The sequence below is a fragment of the Pseudarthrobacter sp. NPDC055928 genome (assembly GCF_042270935.1).
Lineage (GTDB): Bacteria > Actinomycetota > Actinomycetes > Actinomycetales > Micrococcaceae > Arthrobacter.
In genome coordinates this window covers 318,533-336,566 of sequence record NZ_JBHJZH010000002.1, presented here as the reverse complement: position 1 = coordinate 336,566, position 18,034 = coordinate 318,533, and the positions used below count along the sequence as shown (strand labels likewise).

General features: G+C 64.4%; 15 protein-coding genes. 9 read left to right on the top strand and 6 right to left on the bottom strand.

Features of this window, described 5'->3' with window-relative positions; all coding sequences use genetic code 11:
• Positions 1-7 precede the first annotated feature (7 nt).
• The 6 genes from ACFC25_RS04780 to ACFC25_RS04755 all read left to right on the top strand — a co-directional run bounded on the left by ACFC25_RS04780 (position 8) and on the right by ACFC25_RS04755 (position 7,256).
• Positions 8-1,645, top strand: coding sequence for an ABC transporter substrate-binding protein (locus ACFC25_RS04780; protein WP_337350965.1), 1,638 nt, complete (start codon positions 8-10; stop codon positions 1,643-1,645).
• 96 nt (positions 1,646-1,741) lie between these two features.
• On the top strand, positions 1,742-2,824 hold the full coding sequence (locus ACFC25_RS04775) for an ABC transporter permease (protein ID WP_376044308.1): 1,083 nt from the start codon (positions 1,742-1,744) through the stop codon (positions 2,822-2,824).
• Positions 2,825-2,841: 17 nt separating this feature from the next.
• Positions 2,842-3,840, top strand: a complete 999-nt coding sequence (locus tag ACFC25_RS04770) for an ABC transporter permease (protein ID WP_376044307.1) — start codon at positions 2,842-2,844, stop codon at positions 3,838-3,840.
• A complete protein-coding gene (locus tag ACFC25_RS04765; protein WP_337345754.1) occupies positions 3,837-5,546 on the top strand; it encodes an ABC transporter ATP-binding protein in 1,710 nt (569 codons plus the stop codon). Before ACFC25_RS04770 ends, ACFC25_RS04765 begins: the two co-directional genes overlap by 4 nt.
• A gap of 139 nt (positions 5,547-5,685) precedes the next feature.
• Positions 5,686-6,156 carry a chorismate mutase gene (locus ACFC25_RS04760; protein WP_337350969.1) on the top strand — a complete coding sequence of 157 codons (471 nt, stop codon included), beginning with the start codon at positions 5,686-5,688 and terminating at the stop codon, positions 6,154-6,156.
• A gap of 50 nt (positions 6,157-6,206) precedes the next feature.
• A complete protein-coding gene (locus tag ACFC25_RS04755; protein ID WP_376044306.1) occupies positions 6,207-7,256 on the top strand; it encodes a hypothetical protein in 1,050 nt (349 codons plus the stop codon).
• Between the two features lie 40 nt (positions 7,257-7,296).
• On the opposite strand, the gene ACFC25_RS04750 is transcribed toward ACFC25_RS04755, so the two are convergent.
• The 6 genes from ACFC25_RS04750 to ACFC25_RS04725 are packed head-to-tail and all read right to left on the bottom strand — an operon-like array spanning position 7,297 to position 13,430.
• Positions 7,297-8,010, bottom strand: a complete 714-nt coding sequence (locus ACFC25_RS04750; RefSeq protein WP_376044305.1) for a DUF4166 domain-containing protein — start codon at positions 8,008-8,010, stop codon at positions 7,297-7,299.
• Positions 8,011-8,056: 46 nt separating this feature from the next.
• Entirely contained in the window at positions 8,057-9,349 is a 1,293-nt protein-coding gene (locus tag ACFC25_RS04745) for a DUF58 domain-containing protein (RefSeq protein ID WP_376044304.1), read from the bottom strand.
• Positions 9,350-9,354: 5 nt separating this feature from the next.
• Complete coding sequence (locus ACFC25_RS04740; protein ID WP_337350971.1) at positions 9,355-10,350, bottom strand: MoxR family ATPase; 996 nt, start codon at positions 10,348-10,350, stop codon at positions 9,355-9,357.
• A complete protein-coding gene (locus ACFC25_RS04735) occupies positions 10,347-11,558 on the bottom strand; it encodes a DUF4350 domain-containing protein (protein ID WP_376044303.1) in 1,212 nt (403 codons plus the stop codon). The genes ACFC25_RS04740 and ACFC25_RS04735 overlap by 4 nt, the downstream gene beginning before the upstream one ends.
• The gene (locus tag ACFC25_RS04730; RefSeq protein ID WP_376044302.1) at positions 11,555-12,196 is read right to left on the bottom strand and encodes a DUF4129 domain-containing protein; all 642 of its coding nucleotides are present in this window, start codon (positions 12,194-12,196) and stop codon (positions 11,555-11,557) included. Before ACFC25_RS04730 ends, ACFC25_RS04735 begins: the two co-directional genes overlap by 4 nt.
• The gene (locus tag ACFC25_RS04725) at positions 12,186-13,430 is read right to left on the bottom strand and encodes a hypothetical protein (protein ID WP_337350974.1); all 1,245 of its coding nucleotides are present in this window, start codon (positions 13,428-13,430) and stop codon (positions 12,186-12,188) included. The genes ACFC25_RS04730 and ACFC25_RS04725 overlap by 11 nt, the downstream gene beginning before the upstream one ends.
• Before the next feature lie 212 nt (positions 13,431-13,642).
• Here ACFC25_RS04725 and mtrA point away from each other — a divergent pair, with 212 nt between their 5' ends.
• From mtrA to ACFC25_RS04710, 3 genes are all read left to right on the top strand, one after another.
• Positions 13,643-14,317: an MtrAB system response regulator MtrA gene (gene mtrA, locus ACFC25_RS04720; RefSeq protein ID WP_337345761.1), complete on the top strand. Its 675-nt coding sequence runs from the start codon at positions 13,643-13,645 to the stop codon at positions 14,315-14,317.
• Between the two features lie 100 nt (positions 14,318-14,417).
• On the top strand, positions 14,418-16,244 hold the full coding sequence (gene mtrB, locus ACFC25_RS04715; protein WP_376044301.1) for an MtrAB system histidine kinase MtrB: 1,827 nt from the start codon (positions 14,418-14,420) through the stop codon (positions 16,242-16,244).
• Positions 16,241-17,959 (top strand): LpqB family beta-propeller domain-containing protein, encoded by a 1,719-nt coding sequence (locus ACFC25_RS04710; RefSeq protein WP_337350975.1) that lies wholly within the window; start codon positions 16,241-16,243, stop codon positions 17,957-17,959. Before mtrB ends, ACFC25_RS04710 begins: the two co-directional genes overlap by 4 nt.
• The last annotated feature ends 75 nt before the right edge of the window (positions 17,960-18,034 follow it).

The window sequence follows — 18,034 nt, the reverse complement described above, 5'->3', positions numbered from 1 at the left end:
TTCACAGATGATCAAGAGCACCAAAGCCTTGCGGAGCGCTATCGCGCTCGCGGGTGTTTCCGCTTTCGCATTGACGGCCTGCACGGGTCCCTCAGGTGGTGGCGGCGGCAGCACAGCATCGGAGAATGCAAGCAGCATCATTGCCTACGGCACTACGGACAAAGTCACCTCCCTCGATCCGGCAGGCTCGTACGACAACGGTTCATTTATGGTGATGAACCAGATTTACTCCTTCCTGCTGAACTCCAAGCCCGGTGGCGCGGAGCCGGTGCCGGACCTGGCCGAATCGGCCTCGTTCACCAAGCCCACAGAATTCACGGTCAAGCTTAAGAGCGACCTCAAGTGGGCCAACGGACACGTGCTCGACTCCAAAGATGTCAAATTCTCGTTTGACCGCCAGACGGCCATCAAGGATCCCAACGGGCCCGCCTCACTGTTGACCAACATCGAGTCCATTGCCACCCCTGATGCCACCACCGTGGTGTTCACGTTGAAAAAGGCCAACGACCAGACGTTCCCGCAGATTCTGACCAGCCCGGCCGGTCCGATCGTTGACGATGAAGTCTTCCCGGCGGACAAGCTCCTCGCCGACGAGGAAATTGTCAAGGCCAATGCGTTCCACGGGCAGTACGTCATTGATTCCTTCAATAAGAACACGCTGGTCAGCCTGAAGGCGTGGCCGGATTACGACGGCGTTCTTGGCAAGCCTGCCAACGCAGGGGCCACCATCAAGTACTACACCGACCAGACCAACATGAAGCTGGAGGTCAAGGGCGGGCAGATCGATGTGGCCAACCGCAGCCTCAGCGCCACGGATATCGATGACCTTAAGAAGGACTCCAACGTCAAGGTGCATGTCGGGCCCGGCGGTGAAATGCGGTACATCGTTTTCAACTTCGACACCATGCCGTACGGCACCAAGACCCCGGAAGCGGATCCGAAGAAGGCGCTTGCCGTCCGTCAGGCCGCGGCCAACCTCGTTGACCGCCAGGCCATTTCGGACCAAGTCTACAAAGGTACGTACCTGCCCATGTGGTCCAACGTCCCGTCCGGATTTGCCGGGGCAAACGAGTCCTTCAAGCAGGCCTACGGCGATGGCTCAGGCAAGCCCAGCCTGGACAAGGCCAAGAAGGTCCTGTCCGACGCAGGTGTCACCGGCCCGGTGACCATCAAGCTGCAATACAACCCTGACCACTACGGCAAATCATCCGGTGACGAATACGCCATGGTGAAAGACCAGCTGGAGAAGAGCGGACTATTCAAGGTTGACCTCCAGTCCACCGAGTGGGTGACCTATAACTCAGCCTCGAAGAAGGACAGCTATCCTGTCTTCCAGCTGGGCTGGTTCCCGGACTTCAGCGATGCCGACAACTACCTGACCCCGTTCTTTGTGGGTGGCGGCTTCATGAACAACCACTACTCCAATCCTGAAGTCGAAGCATTGATCGCCAAGCAGCTGGTCACCGCCGACAAGGCAGAGCGTGAGAAGGCGATCCAGGACGTCCAGAACCTGCTTGCCAAGGACATCTCCACCCTGCCGTTGCTGCAAGGCGCACAGGTGGCTGTTTCTGGCACCAGCATCAAGGGCGTGGACTCTACCCTGGACGCGTCGTTCAAGTTCCGGCTCGGCACCGTTTCCAAGTAGCACCCAAAAAATATCCGCGTGAGGAGGTGGGGCCGGACGGCCCTGCCTCCTGCGTGTTGGCTCCACAATTTCTAATCCAGACCAAGCAGGGACAGCATGGCCACAATGATCGATGCGCCGCCGCCAACGGTGGCGCCCGCCAAATCCAAATCCGCGGGAGGTGGCCTCGGGAAATACATCCTGATCCGCTTCCTGCTGATCTTCCCCACGATTTTCATCCTCGTCAGCCTCGTTTTCTTCCTGATGCGGATCACCGGCGATCCCATTACCGCGGCCCAGGGCGGACGCCTGCCGCAGGAACAGATTGACGCGCTGGTCCACGAGGCCGGCTACGACCGGAACCTTTTCATTCAGTACATTGAGTACCTTGGCAGCATCGCCACCGGCAATTTCGGCCGGACTATTTCAGATGGCCGGCCCGTCATCGACATGCTCACCAGGTTTGGTGCCGCCACCCTCGAACTGAGCATCAACGCCGTGGTCGTGGCGTTGCTTGTAGGAATTCCGCTCGGAATGTTCGCCGCCCACAAACGCGACAAGGTTCCGGACGCATTCCTGCGAACGTTCGCCATCCTTTGCTATGCCACCCCGGTCTTCTTCGCAGGCCTACTGCTGAAGCTGACCTTTTCTGTGGCACTGGGCTGGTTTCCTGTGGCCGGCCGTGCCTCCACCACGACGGAACTGGCGATGAGCAGGCTGGCGGCGCCCACAGGCATCTACTGGCTGGACGCCTTGCGCAGCGGTGACATAGCGGCTTTCTCCGACATCGTCCACCATGCCGTCCTCCCGGCCGTCGCGCTGGGACTCCTGACCGCCGGCGTCTTCCTCCGCCTGGTCCGCACCAACGTCATCGGCACCCTGGGCAGGGACTATGTTGAGGCGGGCCGGTCGCGTGGAGTCAGCGAATACCGGCTCGTGACAAAACACGCCTACAAACCTGCACTGATCCCCATCATCACGGTCATGGGGCTGCAGATTGCGCTGCTGCTGGGCGGTGCAGTGCTGACCGAAACCACCTTCGAGTGGAAGGGCCTGGGGTACCAGCTGGCACAGTACCTCACGGCGCGTGACTTTGTTGCCGTCCAGGGCATCGTCATGCTGCTCGCTGTCATAGTGGCCGTCACCAACTTTGTGGTTGACATCGCCGCGGCACTGATTGATCCGCGGGTGAGGTACTGATGGGCGGAGCTACAACGATGGAACCGAGGAAGAAGCCCCTCCTGGACCGGCTTCCGGTCACTTCCCACATCCGCCAAAGCGTCGGCCTGCAACGCACCATGCTGCTCATCGGCGTCGTCCTGTGCGCCCTTTTTGCAGTGGCAGCAGTTTTCGCGCCGCTGCTGGCGCCTTATGGATACGCCCAGATTTCCGATGACGCAGGTTCCTTCCCGGCACAGGCCGAACCCGGCGGCAAGCATCTGCTGGGGACAACGGTAGGTGGGTACGACGTCCTGTCCCGGGTGATCTGGGGCTCACAGACGGCGGCGGCGGTGATTGTTGCGGCAGTGCTGATGTCCATCTTCCTGGGGGTTTTCCTGGGACTGGTCAGCGGCTACTTCGGCGGCTGGCTGGACCGTGTGCTGGTGGTGATCGCGGACGCAATCTACGCCTTCCCGACGCTCCTCGTGGCGATCGTGATGTCCATAGCGATAAACAAGGGACAATCCGGTTTCTGGGGAGGCATCCTCGCCTGCGGCTTCGCTATCACCGCAGTGTTTGTCCCGCAGTATTTCAGGGTGATCCGGGCCGAAACGATCCGGCTCAAGGCCGAACCGTTCGTGGAATCCGCCCAGGTTGTTGGCGCCTCCAGTGCGCGGATCATTGGCCGCCACATATTCGCCAACGCCACACGGACGCTTCCCCTGATCTTCACGCTCAATGCCTCCGAGGCCATCCTCACGCTGGCCGGCCTGGGTTTCCTGGGCTTTGGCATCGAGCCGAGCTCGGCAGCTGAATGGGGCTTTGACCTGAACAAAGCGCTCGCCGACGCCTCTTCGGGCATTTGGTGGACAGGGGTGTTCCCTGGCCTGGCCATTGTTTTGACGGTGGTGGGCCTCACCCTCGTGGGCGAAAGTATCAACGACCTGAACGATCCCCGCCTTCGCGGGCGCAGGGCAGCCGGCGCCAAAGGCAGGCCGGGGTCAGTCCCCGCGGCCGGCCAGGCCTCAATTGCAGAGGATGTGAAGGGACTATGACCATCAATATTGGATCCGTATCGGACCAGTCCAGGCCGGCAGGCCAGCCGGTCCTGGAAATAGACCACCTCAAAGTCACCTTCGCCACGGACGGCGGTGATGTCTACGCCGTGAAGGACGTCAGCCTTGAGGTAAAGGCCGGAGAGGTCCTGGCCATAGTCGGTGAATCGGGCTCGGGGAAGACGGTGACCGCCAAAACAATTCTTGGGCTGCTCCCGGAAACGGCTACCAGCGGCGGGGCCGTGCTGATCAACGGAAACAACGTCATCAGCGTGAGTGCCTCGAAACTGCGGCAGATCCGTGGGCGCGATGTGGCCATGGTGTTCCAGGAGCCCTCCACAGCCTTGAACCCGGTATTCACTGTGGGCTGGCAGATTGCCGAGGGCATCCGTGCCCATGCCGGCGGAGGGAAACGCGTCTCCGGCAAGGAAGCGAAAGCCCGGGCCATTGAGGCGCTGCGCAAAGTGGGGATCCCGGATCCGGAACATCGAGTGAACTACTATCCGCACCAGTTCTCCGGCGGCCAGAAGCAGCGCGTTGTTATCGCTGCGGCCCTGGCCTTGAACCCGGGGCTGATCGTGGCCGATGAACCCACCACGGCCCTGGACGTCACGGTGCAGGCGGAGATTCTGCAACTGCTGCGGGACCTGAGGGACAAGTACGGGACCTCCATCGTGCTGATCACACACAACATGGGCGTGGTGGCCGACCTGGCTGACCGCGTGGTGGTGATGTATCAGGGCGACGTGGTGGAGGAGGCAACCTCCCGGGTGCTGTTTGCCGAGCCCAAACAGGATTACACCAAGAAGCTGCTGGCGGCCGTGCCCCACCTGGGGCACAACTCGGCGTCGGAAGGCATGACGGAACGCGCCCACCAAAAGGCCAAGGTCCTCGTGGAGGCGAGGAACCTGACCATCGAGTACCCCGGCCGGCTGGGGACGCCGTCCTTCAAAGCCGTCGACGGCGTCAGCTTCACCGTGTCCGAAGGCGAGGTTTTTGGGCTGGTGGGGGAGTCAGGCTCCGGAAAGACCACTATTGGCCGGGCCATCGCGGGCCTGAATCGGACCACAGGCGGCAGCCTGAAGGTGCTGGGATACGAGATGCTGAACCTGAAGGAACGGACGTTTAAGCCGCTGCGGAAGGACATCGGGTTCGTTTTCCAGGATCCGGCAGCGTCGTTCAATCCCCAGCTGACCATCGGGGACTGCGTCGCGGAGCCAATGATCATCCACACCAACCCGAGCCCGGCGCAGGCACGCAAACGCGTTGGAGAGCTGCTTGAATCAGTCCAGTTGCCGGCGTCGTACGCGGCACGATACCCGCATGAGCTCTCAGGCGGCCAACGCCAGCGGGCCTCGCTGGCCCGGGCCCTCATCCTGAACCCGAAGCTGCTGATCGCGGACGAACCGACGTCGGCCTTGGACGTTTCGGTGCAGGCCAAGGTCCTGGAGTTGTTCAAGGAAATCCAGGCCGAATTCGGGTTCGCGGCACTGTTCATCAGCCACGATCTCGCAGTGGTGGACATCCTGTCCCATTGGGTGGGTGTCCTTTACAAGGGGAAACTCGTGGAACAGGGGATCGGCAGCCAGGTCATGGGGGCGCCGCAGCACGATTACACCAAACGCCTCATTGCCTCGCTTCCGGTGCCTGATCCTGAGGAGCAGGCACGGCGCCGGGAAGAACACCGGGCATTGTTGGGAATCTGACCATCCAGCGGGGATGGACACTCCGGCCGAACGAGGCCAGAGTGTCCATCCCGGGGGCACGGAAGGGACGACGGCGGGATGGCTGCGGCGCGAGCTTAACACCGCAAGGGTTTTCCGCCCCTGCCCATAGACTTGGACCATGACGCAGCACAACCACGACGTTCCTGACTCAGAAACCTACGACGCCGCCGCCAGCTCGCTGGCCGGACAGGTGGATAACTCGGTCATGGCGGAACTGCTGTCGATCCGCTCCAGCATCGACAACATCGATGCCACCTTGGTTTACCTGCTGGCGGAGCGGTTCAAGGCCACCCAGAAAGTGGGTTTCCTGAAGGCTGCCCACCGTCTCCCGGCGGGCGATCCCGGCCGTGAAACAGCCCAGATTGCGCGGTTGAGGCGCTTGGCCGAGGACGCCCATCTCGATCCCGCGTTCGCCGAAAAATTCCTGAATTTCATCATCGGCGAGGTGATCCGCCACCACGAAGCCATCGCCGAGGACCACCAGGCAGCCGCGGAAAACCACGAGACCGCCGGACACACGAACGTCGGCGAGGGGACGGAGCAGCCCTCAGGAATCCCCTCCGGGCCTCAGGCGTCCGTCGTAGCGTGAGGAACGCCAGCCCACAAGAGCCAGGCCGGAACCCACCGGGGCAGGCCAACGTGGCCCTAAACCAGCCCGAGTCACTCCCTGCCGGTCCGCAGGAGGTAACCGCTACGGGTCTTGGTTCCTGGCCGGGGGAGGACCCGGTAGAAGCGGCCCGCATTATCCGCGGCGAACTCGGCAGTCCGCACTTACCATTCCTGGCCGAACTTCCCGACCGCGGAGTGGGCTCGGATGCCCTGGGTCGCACGGCGTCGCTGCTGGTTGAAATGGCAGTGGATGTCCAGCCGTTCGGCTGGCGGCTGGTGGACCGCCCCGGCAAGGACGTTCGCCGGGCCGCGTCGGCGTTGTCAACCGACATCAACGTCCTCGCGGACGTTGCCGGAGCGGAGGATGCCCCCGCCAGGGAGCTGAAGGTACAGCTGGTGGGCCCCATGACGCTTGCAGCAGGTCTCCACCTGCATAACGGCGAACGCGCCCTCCTTGACTACGGTGCCCGCCGGGACGTAGCTGCTTCCTTGGCGGCCGGCGTGGGAAGCTACCTGTCGCGGGTGTCCGCGGCAGTTCCCGGGGCACGCCTCGTGGTCCAGCTCGACGAACCGGACATCGCTGCCGTGCTGGCAGGGACCATTCCGACGTCGAGCGGTTACCGCACGCTGCGTGCAGTGGCGGGGCAGGAGGCCACCGAGTCCTGGAGTGTGGTGACCGCCGCCCTGCGGGAAGCCGGGGCCGCGGAAATCATCATTGCCGTGCCGGAAATCGAAGCCCCCTTTGACCGCATCCTGGCTGCCGGGGCGGACGGCATCGCGGTGCCCCTGAAGGCCCTGACATCACGGCAATGGGAGCAACTGGCAGGCGCCGTCGAGGGCGGCAAACAGCTGTGGGCCGGCGCGCTGGACGTGGGCTCTGGGAATCTGCCAAAAGTGCCCGACGTCGTCGAATCCGTTTGGCGGCCGTGGCACCAGCTCGGGTTGCCGGCGTCGTCCCTGCGTGCCTTGCGGGTAACACCCTCCGCAGGCCTCGCCGGACAATCCCCGGCGGTGGCCACGGCAGTGCTTACCAGGCTCACGCAGGTGGCCGACGGGCTGAACCAGCTGGCACTGGGGTAGATACAGTCCGACGTCGCCAGGCAGTGCTGCGTGCCGCCTGTCAGGTCCGGTCCTCCCAGCGGTCCGGATGCGCGTATCGGGGCAGGAAACTCTGGGCCGAACTCCCGCCCGCATAGGGGCGCAGCCGGTAGTCAAAGCTGCCGGCATACACCAGGACCAGCCCGATCTGCGGCTGGAGAACTTTGACCTGGATGCGGTGTTTGCCATGTTCCCCGGCGGCAGGGTCCCACCACTGCTCGGCGTAGGCTTTGGCATCGAGAGCGGGAGGCAGCGGGATCCGGAGCGGGCCGAGGAACAGCCGGGAAGCTTCCGAGACTCCCCGAAGGCGGCCCGATTCCGTGACGCTGAGGTTCGAGTCGGTAACCAGCCGCCGGAACCGGCCCACGTAGTCCACCAGCCGTGGGCCGTCGTTTGATTCAATCACGCTGGTTGTGTCCTGGAAGATCCGGGTCCGGCCAGGGAACCTGATCTCGCGCCGGGCTGTCAGGCTGGAGCGTCCAAAGGGATCTTCGTGGGCGTGGTTTTCGATCCTGAAAGGAATGCGCTCGCCGTACTCGGGGAAGAAGGCCTCCTCCCCGGACGTCAGTTTCAGCAGCGGTTGCAGCCAGCGCTGCCTGCAACCGACGACGTCGAACACGCCTCCTCCGATGCCGTACTGCCCCGAACCGGGCACGAGCGAAAAGTAGTCCTGGAGTTCTGGCTGCAGCCGGTCGAAGTCCGCACCCAGAGCCTGCCGGTATATAGGGATATTCATCATGACCTCCTGGTGGCTAAATGGGCGCCGGCGCTTTTCCGTGATCTCACAATCTACCCGCCGCCTTCAGCCGGATATACATGTCTGCCAACCGAGGCGGCAACTGGTGGGGTTCGGCATCCACCACTTCGACCCCGTGCTGGCGGAGCTGGGCGGTAACGGCCTCGCGTTCCAGCAGCGTGCGTTCGGCCGCAGCAGCCCGGAAAACGCCAGCAGCAGTCTCACGTTCCTTGAGCATCTGGCCCAACAGCGGGTCACGCACAGCGGCCACCACCACCACGTGCTGGGCTGCCAGCCGCGTGGCCACAGGGATAAGCCCTTCCTCAGGGGCTCCACCTTCGAGGGACGTCAGGAGCACCACCAGCGAACGGTGGGCCGAGACGGCCCTGATCTGGCCCGGGATCCCCTGCCAGTCCATCTCTATCAGTTCGGCCTCCAAGGGAGCCATGGCCTGAACAAGCTGGCCCAGGAGGTTTCCGGACACTGCCGATCCGGCCCTTGCCCGCGGGCGCCGGTCGAAGGCCAGGAAGTCCACCCTGTCACCCCCGCGTTCGGCCAGGACCGCCAGCAACAGGGCAGCTTCCATGCCGGTGTCCAGGCGCGGCTCGTCCTCGATCCGCGCCGCCGACGTCCGTGAAGTGTCCAGCACAATGACCACGCGTCTGTCCCGTTCCGGCCGCCAGGTCCGTACGACGACGGCGGAACGGCGGGCGGTTGCCCGCCAGTCAATCGACCGGACGTCATCACCGCGCACATAGTCCCGCAACGAATCGAACTCCGTGCCCGCCCCGCGGATCTGCACAGCAGCTTTGCCGTCAAGTTCACGCAATTTACGCAGTTTGGACGGCAGATGCCGGCGGGAGTGGAAGGGCGGCAGGACGCGGAGGGACCCCGGGCAGGGGATAGTGCGCTGCCGGGCCGCAAGCCGCAGCGGCCCGTAGGCACGGAGCGTGACGTGAGGAGCCAGGAGGACCCCGCGCCGGACGGGGCGGAGCGTAACATGCACGCGGCGACGCTCACCGGCGGGGATGTCCAACGGCTGGACCGGCTGATGCGCCCCGGCCGAGGGCTGCCAGGCGTCCCGAATGAACCCACGCAGCTGGCGCCTGCCCTGGTTGCGGACCGTCAGGATTGAGTGGGCCACGCCGTTCAGGGTCACCTGGCCCGGATCCTGGCGCTGGACCTCGATGGCGCGCAGGGACGCCGCGAGGCCAAGCTCAAGGCCCAGGATTGCTGCGAGCACAACGATAACGGCCAGTACGGTCCACCATCCGGGCAACAACAGCACCGGCAACAGCCCCAGCAGGGCAAGGACCACAAAGCGCCCGGACAGTGCCATCCCGGTCAGCGCGGAACGGCCACGGAGGCCAGGATGCTGGTCAGCACGTCATCCACCCGGACGCCGTCCATTTGCGCTTCCGGGTGGAGTGCCACCCGGTGCCGGAGGCAGGGCAAGGCCAGGGCCTTGACGTCGTCGGGGGTGATGAAGCTCCTGCCGGACATCCATGCCCAGGCCCGCGAGGTGTTCAGGAGCGCTGTGGCTCCACGGGGAGAGACACCCAGCTGGAATGAGGGTGCCGCCCTGGTGGCGCGGACCAGGTCCACGATGTAGCCGATGATCTCGGGTTCGACGGCGACGTTGGCCACGGCCTGCCGCGCGCGCTCAAGGTCCTGCGCGCCGGCGACTGCCCGGACACCAGCGCCGGCCAGGTCGCGGGGGCTGAATCCGGACGCGTGCCGACGGATCACCTCCATCTCCTCCGTTCGGTTCGGAAGCGGCATTGTGAGCTTGAGTAGGAACCGGTCCAGTTGGGCCTCGGGCAGGGGGTAGGTCCCTTCGTACTCCACCGGGTTCTGCGTTGCTGCCACGAGGAAGGGCGCAGGCAATGGCCGGGAAACTCCGTCCACCGAAACCTGGCGCTCTTCCATTGCTTCCAGCAGCGATGCCTGGGTCTTAGGCGGTGTGCGGTTGATTTCGTCGGCCAGCAGGATATTGGTGAAGACCGGTCCCTCGCGGAAACTGAACTCCGAGGTGTGGGAGTCGTAAACCAAAGATCCCGTCACATCGCCGGGCATCAGGTCAGGAGTGAACTGAACGCGTTTGGTGTCAAGGCTCAACGACGCCGAGAGCGCCCGAACGAGCAGCGTCTTTGCCACGCCCGGTACGCCCTCGAGCAGTACATGCCCCTGGGCGAGGAGCGCGATCAGCATTCCTGTGACGGTCGAGTCCTGGCCCACCACGGCCTTGGCCACCTCGTTCCGGACCTCCAGGAGCGCCTGCCGCGCAGGATCGTGCTGCATAGGGTCCAGGATCTGCGGGCCGCGGAGGTGTTCATTCATCGGGTTCTTACCTCGTTCTCTAGGTTGTCCAGCTCCTGGGACCATCGCACCAGCCTGGCTTCGTTCAGGGGCCGTTCATTGATCAATTCCCGCAGGCTGCCCTCAGGCCGGTCGACAATCTGCGCTACGGCCCGGGCAACGTCATCCGCCGAGGCCTCGGGTCCCAGCCGCAGTTCTTTGGCCAGCCTGACCAACGTACCCGCCCGGAGGTTGTCCCGGGCGCGGTCCACTGCATGGGAATCGTGATAGAGGCGCGCCCTGCCCTCCGCGGTTTCCGCGGCCTTAACAACCACAGGCAGCGGCTCAAAAACGAGCGGACCAAAGCGCCGGCCACGCCAGAGGATGGCAAGGGCAGCGACGAATACCAGCCACGGACCGAGGAACGCCACCCAGTCAGGAGCGAGCTCGTTGAGCGTTTGCGGGGATCCGGCTCCGCTCACATCGGCCAGTCCCGGAAGGTACCAGACCAAGTCCCCGGAACCACCGAGGGTGCGGAGGGCAAGGGCCGAATGGCCGCGTTCATCGAGCCCGGCGTTGCTGATCAGCTCAGTGCTTCCCAGGACTGACAGTGTCCCGTCTTCGGTGGTCGCGAGCAGGCCGGCCTCTGAACCGGGCGGGCGGTAGCACACAGTGTTCCCGCCATCGCCCTCAACGCTGTACAGGAATCCGGTCTCCCCGGAAACCGTTCCCGCTGTTTCGGCGGCGTCGTTCCAGCACCCGGGCTCCAGCGTGGGGGAGGTTTCAGGCACCACCCCGGCCTGGCTGATTCCTGCGTCCAGCGCCGTCAGGGTACTGAGCCGCGGAGTCACGAGCACCACGCGCGTGGCCTCTACGGTGAGCCGTTCCAGTTGCGATTCGTCAAGGATGCCGTTCCGGTCGTACAGCAGCAGCGTTGAATCCGTGCCGGCCTGCAGGGCAGCCAGTGCCGTGCTGAAGGAGTCGACGCCGGCAACATCCACCCCGTGCCGGCCGAGGATTTCGCTGACTGCCCGTCCGCCGTCGGGCCCTGCATTCCGTATGGACAGGGGAACCGAGTCACCCTTCGGGGCCAGTTGCGTGATGATCGTGACGGCCAGCGCGACGGCGAACACCGCAGCCGCGACTGCCTGGCCGCGGTGGCGCCTGCCCCAGCCCGCCAGCCCGCCAGGGACGGGCTGCGGGGTTGCATCACCGGACACGGCTGGGCGGGCGTCGATGTCCGTTGTCATGGGGCGCCCACAGGAGAGGCCGGAGCGTCGCCGGGCCTCAGGGACTGCAGGGAAGCCTCGAGGGCTGTCATGGCTTCGTAGTCAGCACGCTCTGCGGCGCCGTGGCCGTAGCGGATCCGGTCGAAGGTCCTGGCGGCCCGGTCGAGTCGCTGTGCCTCAGGAACAAAAACGCCGGCCAGTTCGCGTGCCACTTCGTCTGCGGTCCTGCCCGGCCTGGCGTCCAGGATGCTTCGGTCTTCGGCGGCCCGGACCAGCGCACGGAATCGGTGTACGACGGCGGCGGCCCAGTCTCCGCGGTCCGCTGCGGCTGCGGCGCTTCCCCGGTAGTCCGAGGCACTGACGGACGTGTCGTCGTCGAACACCTCCTGCGGCTTCTTCGTGCGGGCGTTCAAGCGCGGCCGTGCCACGACAATGGCGGCGGCTATCAGGACTCCTATGACCACCCCCGTCAGCGGCGCCGCAATATTTCCTTCCAAGCCGGAAGAGCCGTCCAGCGAGGCCAGCCAGTCCAGGAAGTCGCGCCACAGTGCATCCAGCCAGCCAGGTTCGGCACTTCTGTACTCAGGTTTGGCCAGTTCCTCCACGGCCCAGCGGCGGGCTTCGTCGGCGTCGGGCAGGACGGGAGGTTCAACGGACATCGGGCCAGGCACGGTACACGGGTCCTGCATTGTTGGAAGGTCCACCCTGTGCCGGCCAGCCGTGTACCGGGATGCCGCGGCCTGGAACGCCGTCGGGATCGGCCCCGGATTCCATGAGGCGCAGAAGTGCGATATCCAGGCCATCCTTCCGCATCCTCAAGTCCAGGTAGAGCAGGGCCATCACCGCCGTCTGGAAGGCGTAACCAACGGCGCCGACAAGCGCGGTGACAATGGCGGTGATGACGGCCACGACCACAGCTGCTGCTATCGCCTGATCCGTGCCGCCATGGGGCGAGACCACAGACGTATAGAACGCCGGAAGCAGGCTCACAGGGATGGTCACCACCTGGGCGATGACGCCCACCATGATGGCCACCACCAAGGTGATTCCCAGGACCCGCCACCAGTTTGCCCGGGTCAGCTGCCATGACCTGCGGAGTCCGTCGATGGCACCCAGCTCCTCGATGACGACGGCGGCAGGGGCCACCAGGATTTTGATATAGATCCAAATGAAAAGAGCGAAGCCGCCGAATCCGAGGGGGACCAGGATGAGCGCGCCAATTCCACCGGCTGCAGCGATCACGGCGACCGCCAGGCCAACAAACAGTGCTGCGCCCAACAGCCAGCCGAGGACTATCAGGCAGGCAAGACGGATGAGCGCGCCGGCATGTGCCTTGGCCAGCGTCCACATTTGCCGGAAGCCCGTGGTGCGGTTGAGGACGGAACGGGCCACGGGCACCACCATGGCCCCTTGGAGGACTGCCGAAAGGAATACCGTCAGGACGACTACGAGCAGGGTTGCGGCCAGGAACGCCAAACCCGCCGCCGCAATGTCTTGATCGTTGAGGCCCTCGATCCAGCTTTCCAGGGAGGCTGCGGAGGCCACCGTGCCTGCCGTCAGGACGGCGGTTAGGACCACTGCCAACGACTGGGCCAGCAGGGCCGCGCCCAACATTGCCTTGGCATTGCGCCTGATGGTCTGGAAGGAGCCGTCAATGATTTCGCCGAACATCAGCGGCCGCAACGGGATAATGCCGGGTTTGGGCGGGGCAACGTATTGCGGCTGGCGGTAGGGCGGCGGACCGCCGTAGGGGTTGTAGGGCGGCTGGCCCCACTGCGTTGGATGCGCCGGGCCAGTGGGTGGTCCCCATGTAGGCTGGCCTCCCCACTGGGGCGGGCCGAAACCAGGTTGCGGCTGCCATGGCGGCCCGCCGCCCCGTGGTGGCTGCTGCACGTTCGGATCCTGCTGTGACAACCTGTTCCTTCCCCCGAGCGGAACCGGACGCTTGCGGGCGGGCGCCTGTTGCCGCAGGTCAGCGGCCAAGGCGTCCGGCGAGGGCCGGCACGATCCCAGCCTATAGTTCCGGCGCCCGGCATCATAGCGTTGCGCCATGCCGTGGCGGCGATCAACAGGACAAAGGGTGGTCTATAAGGGAATATATAACTATGAAGGCACGCATCCTGGTAGTTGACGATGACGAAGCGCTGGCCGAGATGATCGGAATTGTCCTGCGCAATGACGGCTTTGAGCCGGTCTTCTGCGCTGACGGCAGCCAGGCGCTGGATGTGTTCCGTTCATCGAAGCCGGACCTCGTGCTGCTGGACCTGATGCTTCCCGGCGTGGATGGCATTGAGGTCTGCCGGCAGATCCGGTCCGAATCGGACGTGCCCATCGTGATGCTCACTGCCAAGTCGGACACGTCCGACGTCGTCCGCGGACTGGAGTCCGGTGCCGATGATTATGTCCCCAAGCCGTTCAAACCAGCCGAGCTTGTGGCGCGGGTCAGGGCGCGGCTAAGGCCGGGGGACCAGAAGGCTCCCGAAACCCTTCGGATTGCCGATGTCACCATTGATGTGGCGGGCCACACCGTCAACCGCGGAAACGAACGCATTTCCCTCACTCCGCTGGAGTTCGATCTGCTGGTCGCCCTGGCCCGGAAGCCGTGGCAGGTGTTTACCCGGGAACTGCTGCTTGAGCAGGTCTGGGGATACCGCCATGCAGCGGATACGAGGCTGGTCAATGTCCATGTACAGCGCCTCCGGTCAAAGATCGAACGGGACCCGGAGGCCCCGGAAGTAGTATTGACGGTTCGTGGTGTCGGCTACAAAGCAGGTTCCTGACCCAACAGGAGCAGATGGCGGACGCGCTCCGGATGTATCCGCAGAAGACCACCCTGCACGTCCGGAAGAACATCACGCTGCCCCTGAGCACACAGACTCTTTGGCGGCTGGTCTTGAGCAGCTCCCCTTCCGCGCCCGCATCTGGAAACGGCGGGCAGTCATCGTCGGCCTCCGTGTTGCCCGCCTCATCCGCACTGGTATCAGCCGGTTCTTCCCAGCCTTGCGGTACATCGTGCAGTCCCTGCATCGCCGGTGGCGCCGTTCCCTGCAATTCCGGACGGTGCTGACAACACTGCTGCTGGCTGTGACATCGTTTGCCGTGGTGGGTGCCTACCTCTCGAACCAGATCGCCAATAACCTGTTCCAGGAGCGCCTTACCCAGGCCGAGTCCGAGACCCGCTACAACGTCAAACAGGTTCAGGACACCTTTGACGGTGCCCAGGTCACCGACCAGTCCAGCGTCATTACCCTCGTCTACGACACCCTGAACGCGGTCGAGGGCCGGGGTTCGGTGATCCAGCGGCGGTACGTTTTTGAAGCCATGCCGCAGCAGACCAAGCCCCGCAACCGCTGGGTGGAATCCCGGGCCTCCGACCAACTGACGGTCAGTGTCATCCCGCCGGACCTGCGCAAGGCAGTCCAGGAATCCGGCAAGGACCAGTACTGGGCCTCTACCGTCATTCCCGTGGGCACCGAAGACCGGCCCGGCATTGCCGTCGGCAACAAGGTGACCTTCAACGGAACAGTGTATGAGCTCTATCTGATCTACGACCTGAACACCGCGCAGCAAACCCTCGATGAGATCCAGAGCGTACTTTGGGCCGGTGGGGCAGTGCTGGTGTTGATGATCGGCGCCATTGCCTGGTACGTGACACGCAACGTGGTCAGCCCGGTCAGCCATGCCGCCGTCGTCTCGGAAAAACTGGCGGCGGGCCAGTTGCAGGAGCGCATGGTGGTCAAGGGCGAGGACGAGGTGGCCCGCCTTGGAGCGTCGTTTAACCACATGGCCGCCAGCCTGCAGGAGCAGATCACCCAGCTGGCCACGCTGTCGCAAATGCAGCAGCGGTTCGTCTCGGACGTTTCCCATGAACTGCGGACACCGCTGACCACCGTCCGGATGGCGGCGGAAGTGCTCTTCGATGCGCGCCATGATTTCGATCCCATCAACAAACGCTCCGCTGAACTGCTGTACAACCAGGTGGAGAGGTTCCAGTCGCTGTTGTCCGACCTTCTGGAGATCTCGCGCTTTGACGCCGGGGTGGCCATGCTCGACGCCGAGCCGGAGGATATCCTTCAGGTCATCGCCCATGTCATTGAAGGCGCCGCGCCCGTGGCGGCTGAATACGGTTCGGAGATCGTCCTTCGGGCGCCGGCGGGCGGCATCGTGGTGGAGATGGACTCACGCCGGATCGACAGGATTTTGCGAAACCTGATCCTGAACGCAGTGGAACACGGGGAAGGAAAGCCCGTGACAATCACAGTGGCCGCCAACCAGACAGCCGTCGGGGTGGCCGTGCGGGACCAGGGCATTGGCATGACTCCTGCCGAAGCTGCGCGGGTGTTTGACAGGTTCTGGCGAGCAGATCCCGCCCGGGCGCGCACTACTGGCGGCAGCGGGCTGGGGCTGTCCATTGCCATGGAAGACACCAAGCTTCACAACGGCTGGCTGCAGGCATGGGGGAAAAAGGGCAGTGGAGCCAACTTCCGGCTGACTGTCCCCCTCCGGCAGGGTGAAGAAATCGACAAATCGCCGGTGCAGCTTGAACCGGAGGACATCGTGCTGCCGGACGTGCCAGCAAGGTCGAATGATGTCCTGCTCCTGGGTAAGGGCCCGGCGGCCGAGCCGGCTGGGGCTCAAATTGTTCGCAAGGAAGCGCCTCCACCATCAAAGACCGCAGTGCACGTGCCGCCCAAGGAGCCGTCATGACAGGCCCGCAGCCGCCTCGGCGCACCAGGGCAGCTGTCCTGCTGCTGCTGCTGGTTCTATTCATCGCCGGCTGCGCTCGGATCCCGACCGCCGGACCAGTCGGGAAGAGCACCGATGAGAGCGCGGGCAACCTGAACGCCCCGGTCTTCCTGCCGGCCGCGCCGCAGCCCGGCGCTGCCCCCGAAAACATCATTGAAGACTTTTATCGTGCCGGGAGTGGCTATGAGGATGACTACGCTGTTGCCCGCGAATATCTGACCCAGGCCTCCTCGGTGGCCTGGAAACCGGACCAGCGTGCCTTGGTGTACCGCGAGGCACGCGTGGTGCGCACCGCCGTCGAAAACGTCTATAACTACGAACTGGACGTGGCGTATACAGTCGACGCCGACGGGATCGCAACGCAAACCCCGGAGGGTACCAAGGAGAATATTCCCGCCACGGTAACCCAGGTGGACGGTGAGTGGCGGATCTCGGCCATTCCGGACGGGACAGCCATCCCGGAGGAGACCTTTAAGGTCATCTATGGCGCGTATCCGATCTACTTCTACGATCCGAGTTTCACCTACGCCGTTCCCGACGTCCGGTGGTTCATCAAGAACAAAACCGTCAAGGCAATGACCAGCGCCCTGCTCGCCGGTCCCGCCCCCTATCTCCGCGGTGCTGTGGTCAGTGCGTTCCCGTCCGGCATCAAACTTGCCAGGGAATCCGTCCCCGTCGTGTCAGGCGCTGCGCAGGTGGATCTCACAGCCAAGGAACTGTCTGAGGCCTCCACGGAGGACAGGTTGCGGATGCAGACGCAGCTCGCGCTGACTTTCCGCAGCCAGCCGGACGTAGTCAACGTTGAGCTGCGTGCCAATCAGGACCTGGTCCGGGTGGAGGACAACGGTTCGGTGCTGCCGCCTGTCCAGAACAAGGGCGTCCCGGCCCGGCAGATCGCCGTCAGCGGCAACGAGTTGGTGCGCTATGAGAACAACCGTGTTTCCCCGCTGCCGGACATGCAGCCGGTGTCCGCCCTGGGTCCGCGCTACCCGGCGGAATCGCCGGTGTCCCAGAGCGTAGCCTTCCTCAATGAAAGCCGGACGACGCTCTACAGCATGGTCCCGGGCCAGCCCGCGAGGGCACTCACCACCCGCAGCACGCTCACGCATCCGTCCTTCAGTCTCCATGACTGGGTATGGACGGCAGGCCCGGGGGCTGCCGGCGGTACGGAAATCGTGGCCTACCGGCCGGCGGGGGTGGCACAAGGCGCGGACGTGCCGAACGTTACCCTGTCTCCGGCGTGGCTTGCCGGAAGGACGGTGAAGGACCTGAGGGTGTCCCGTGAAGGCGTGCGGGTGCTTGTCATCTCCGAACAAAACGGGAAGACCCGAGTGCAGGTTGCGGGCGTCATCCGTGCGGCCGACGGGACACCAAAGGAGTTGACGCCGCCCATCACGCTGGCAACCGGGAGCGAACCGGACCAGGGTGTTTGGGTGAGCGACACCGTTGTGGCGGTCATGAAGGGCGCAGCAGCAGCAAATGTGACCCCTGAGCTGTTGTCGCTGACTTCAGGGCAGCCACAGCAGCTCGCGCCGTGGCCCGGTCTGGTGGGGCTCAGTGCGGGCAACGGCCCCGAGGAGATCTTCGGACAATCCGCCGACGGCATCTTCCAGCGGCTGGGGAACGGCTGGTCGCCGCAGCTCAAGGGCCCGGTTGACCCGTCCTTCGCCGGCTGAGCGCAGCGTGCCGGTCTTTTCCACATAGGAGGAGCAGGCCCTTCGCCAGGAGTCTCCGGGCCGGCACGATGAGGG

Excerpts from the sequence above, each read along its gene's own strand:
- ACFC25_RS04780 (WP_337350965.1), top strand. The coding sequence starts at position 8 with ATGATCAAGAGCACCAAAGCCTTGCGGAGCGCTATCGCGCTCGCGGGT.
- ACFC25_RS04775 (WP_376044308.1), top strand. The coding sequence starts at position 1,742 with ATGGCCACAATGATCGATGCGCCGCCGCCAACGGTGGCGCCCGCCAAA.
- ACFC25_RS04770 (WP_376044307.1), top strand. The coding sequence starts at position 2,842 with ATGGAACCGAGGAAGAAGCCCCTCCTGGACCGGCTTCCGGTCACTTCC.
- ACFC25_RS04765 (WP_337345754.1), top strand. The coding sequence starts at position 3,837 with ATGACCATCAATATTGGATCCGTATCGGACCAGTCCAGGCCGGCAGGC.
- ACFC25_RS04760 (WP_337350969.1), top strand. The coding sequence starts at position 5,686 with ATGACGCAGCACAACCACGACGTTCCTGACTCAGAAACCTACGACGCC.
- ACFC25_RS04750 (WP_376044305.1), bottom strand. The coding sequence starts at position 8,010 with ATGAATATCCCTATATACCGGCAGGCTCTGGGTGCGGACTTCGACCGG.
- ACFC25_RS04745 (WP_376044304.1), bottom strand. The coding sequence starts at position 9,349 with ATGGCACTGTCCGGGCGCTTTGTGGTCCTTGCCCTGCTGGGGCTGTTG.
- ACFC25_RS04740 (WP_337350971.1), bottom strand. The coding sequence starts at position 10,350 with ATGAATGAACACCTCCGCGGCCCGCAGATCCTGGACCCTATGCAGCAC.
- ACFC25_RS04735 (WP_376044303.1), bottom strand. The coding sequence starts at position 11,558 with ATGACAACGGACATCGACGCCCGCCCAGCCGTGTCCGGTGATGCAACC.
- ACFC25_RS04730 (WP_376044302.1), bottom strand. The coding sequence starts at position 12,196 with ATGTCCGTTGAACCTCCCGTCCTGCCCGACGCCGACGAAGCCCGCCGC.
- mtrA (WP_337345761.1), top strand. The coding sequence starts at position 13,643 with ATGAAGGCACGCATCCTGGTAGTTGACGATGACGAAGCGCTGGCCGAG.
- ACFC25_RS04710 (WP_337350975.1), top strand. The coding sequence starts at position 16,241 with ATGACAGGCCCGCAGCCGCCTCGGCGCACCAGGGCAGCTGTCCTGCTG.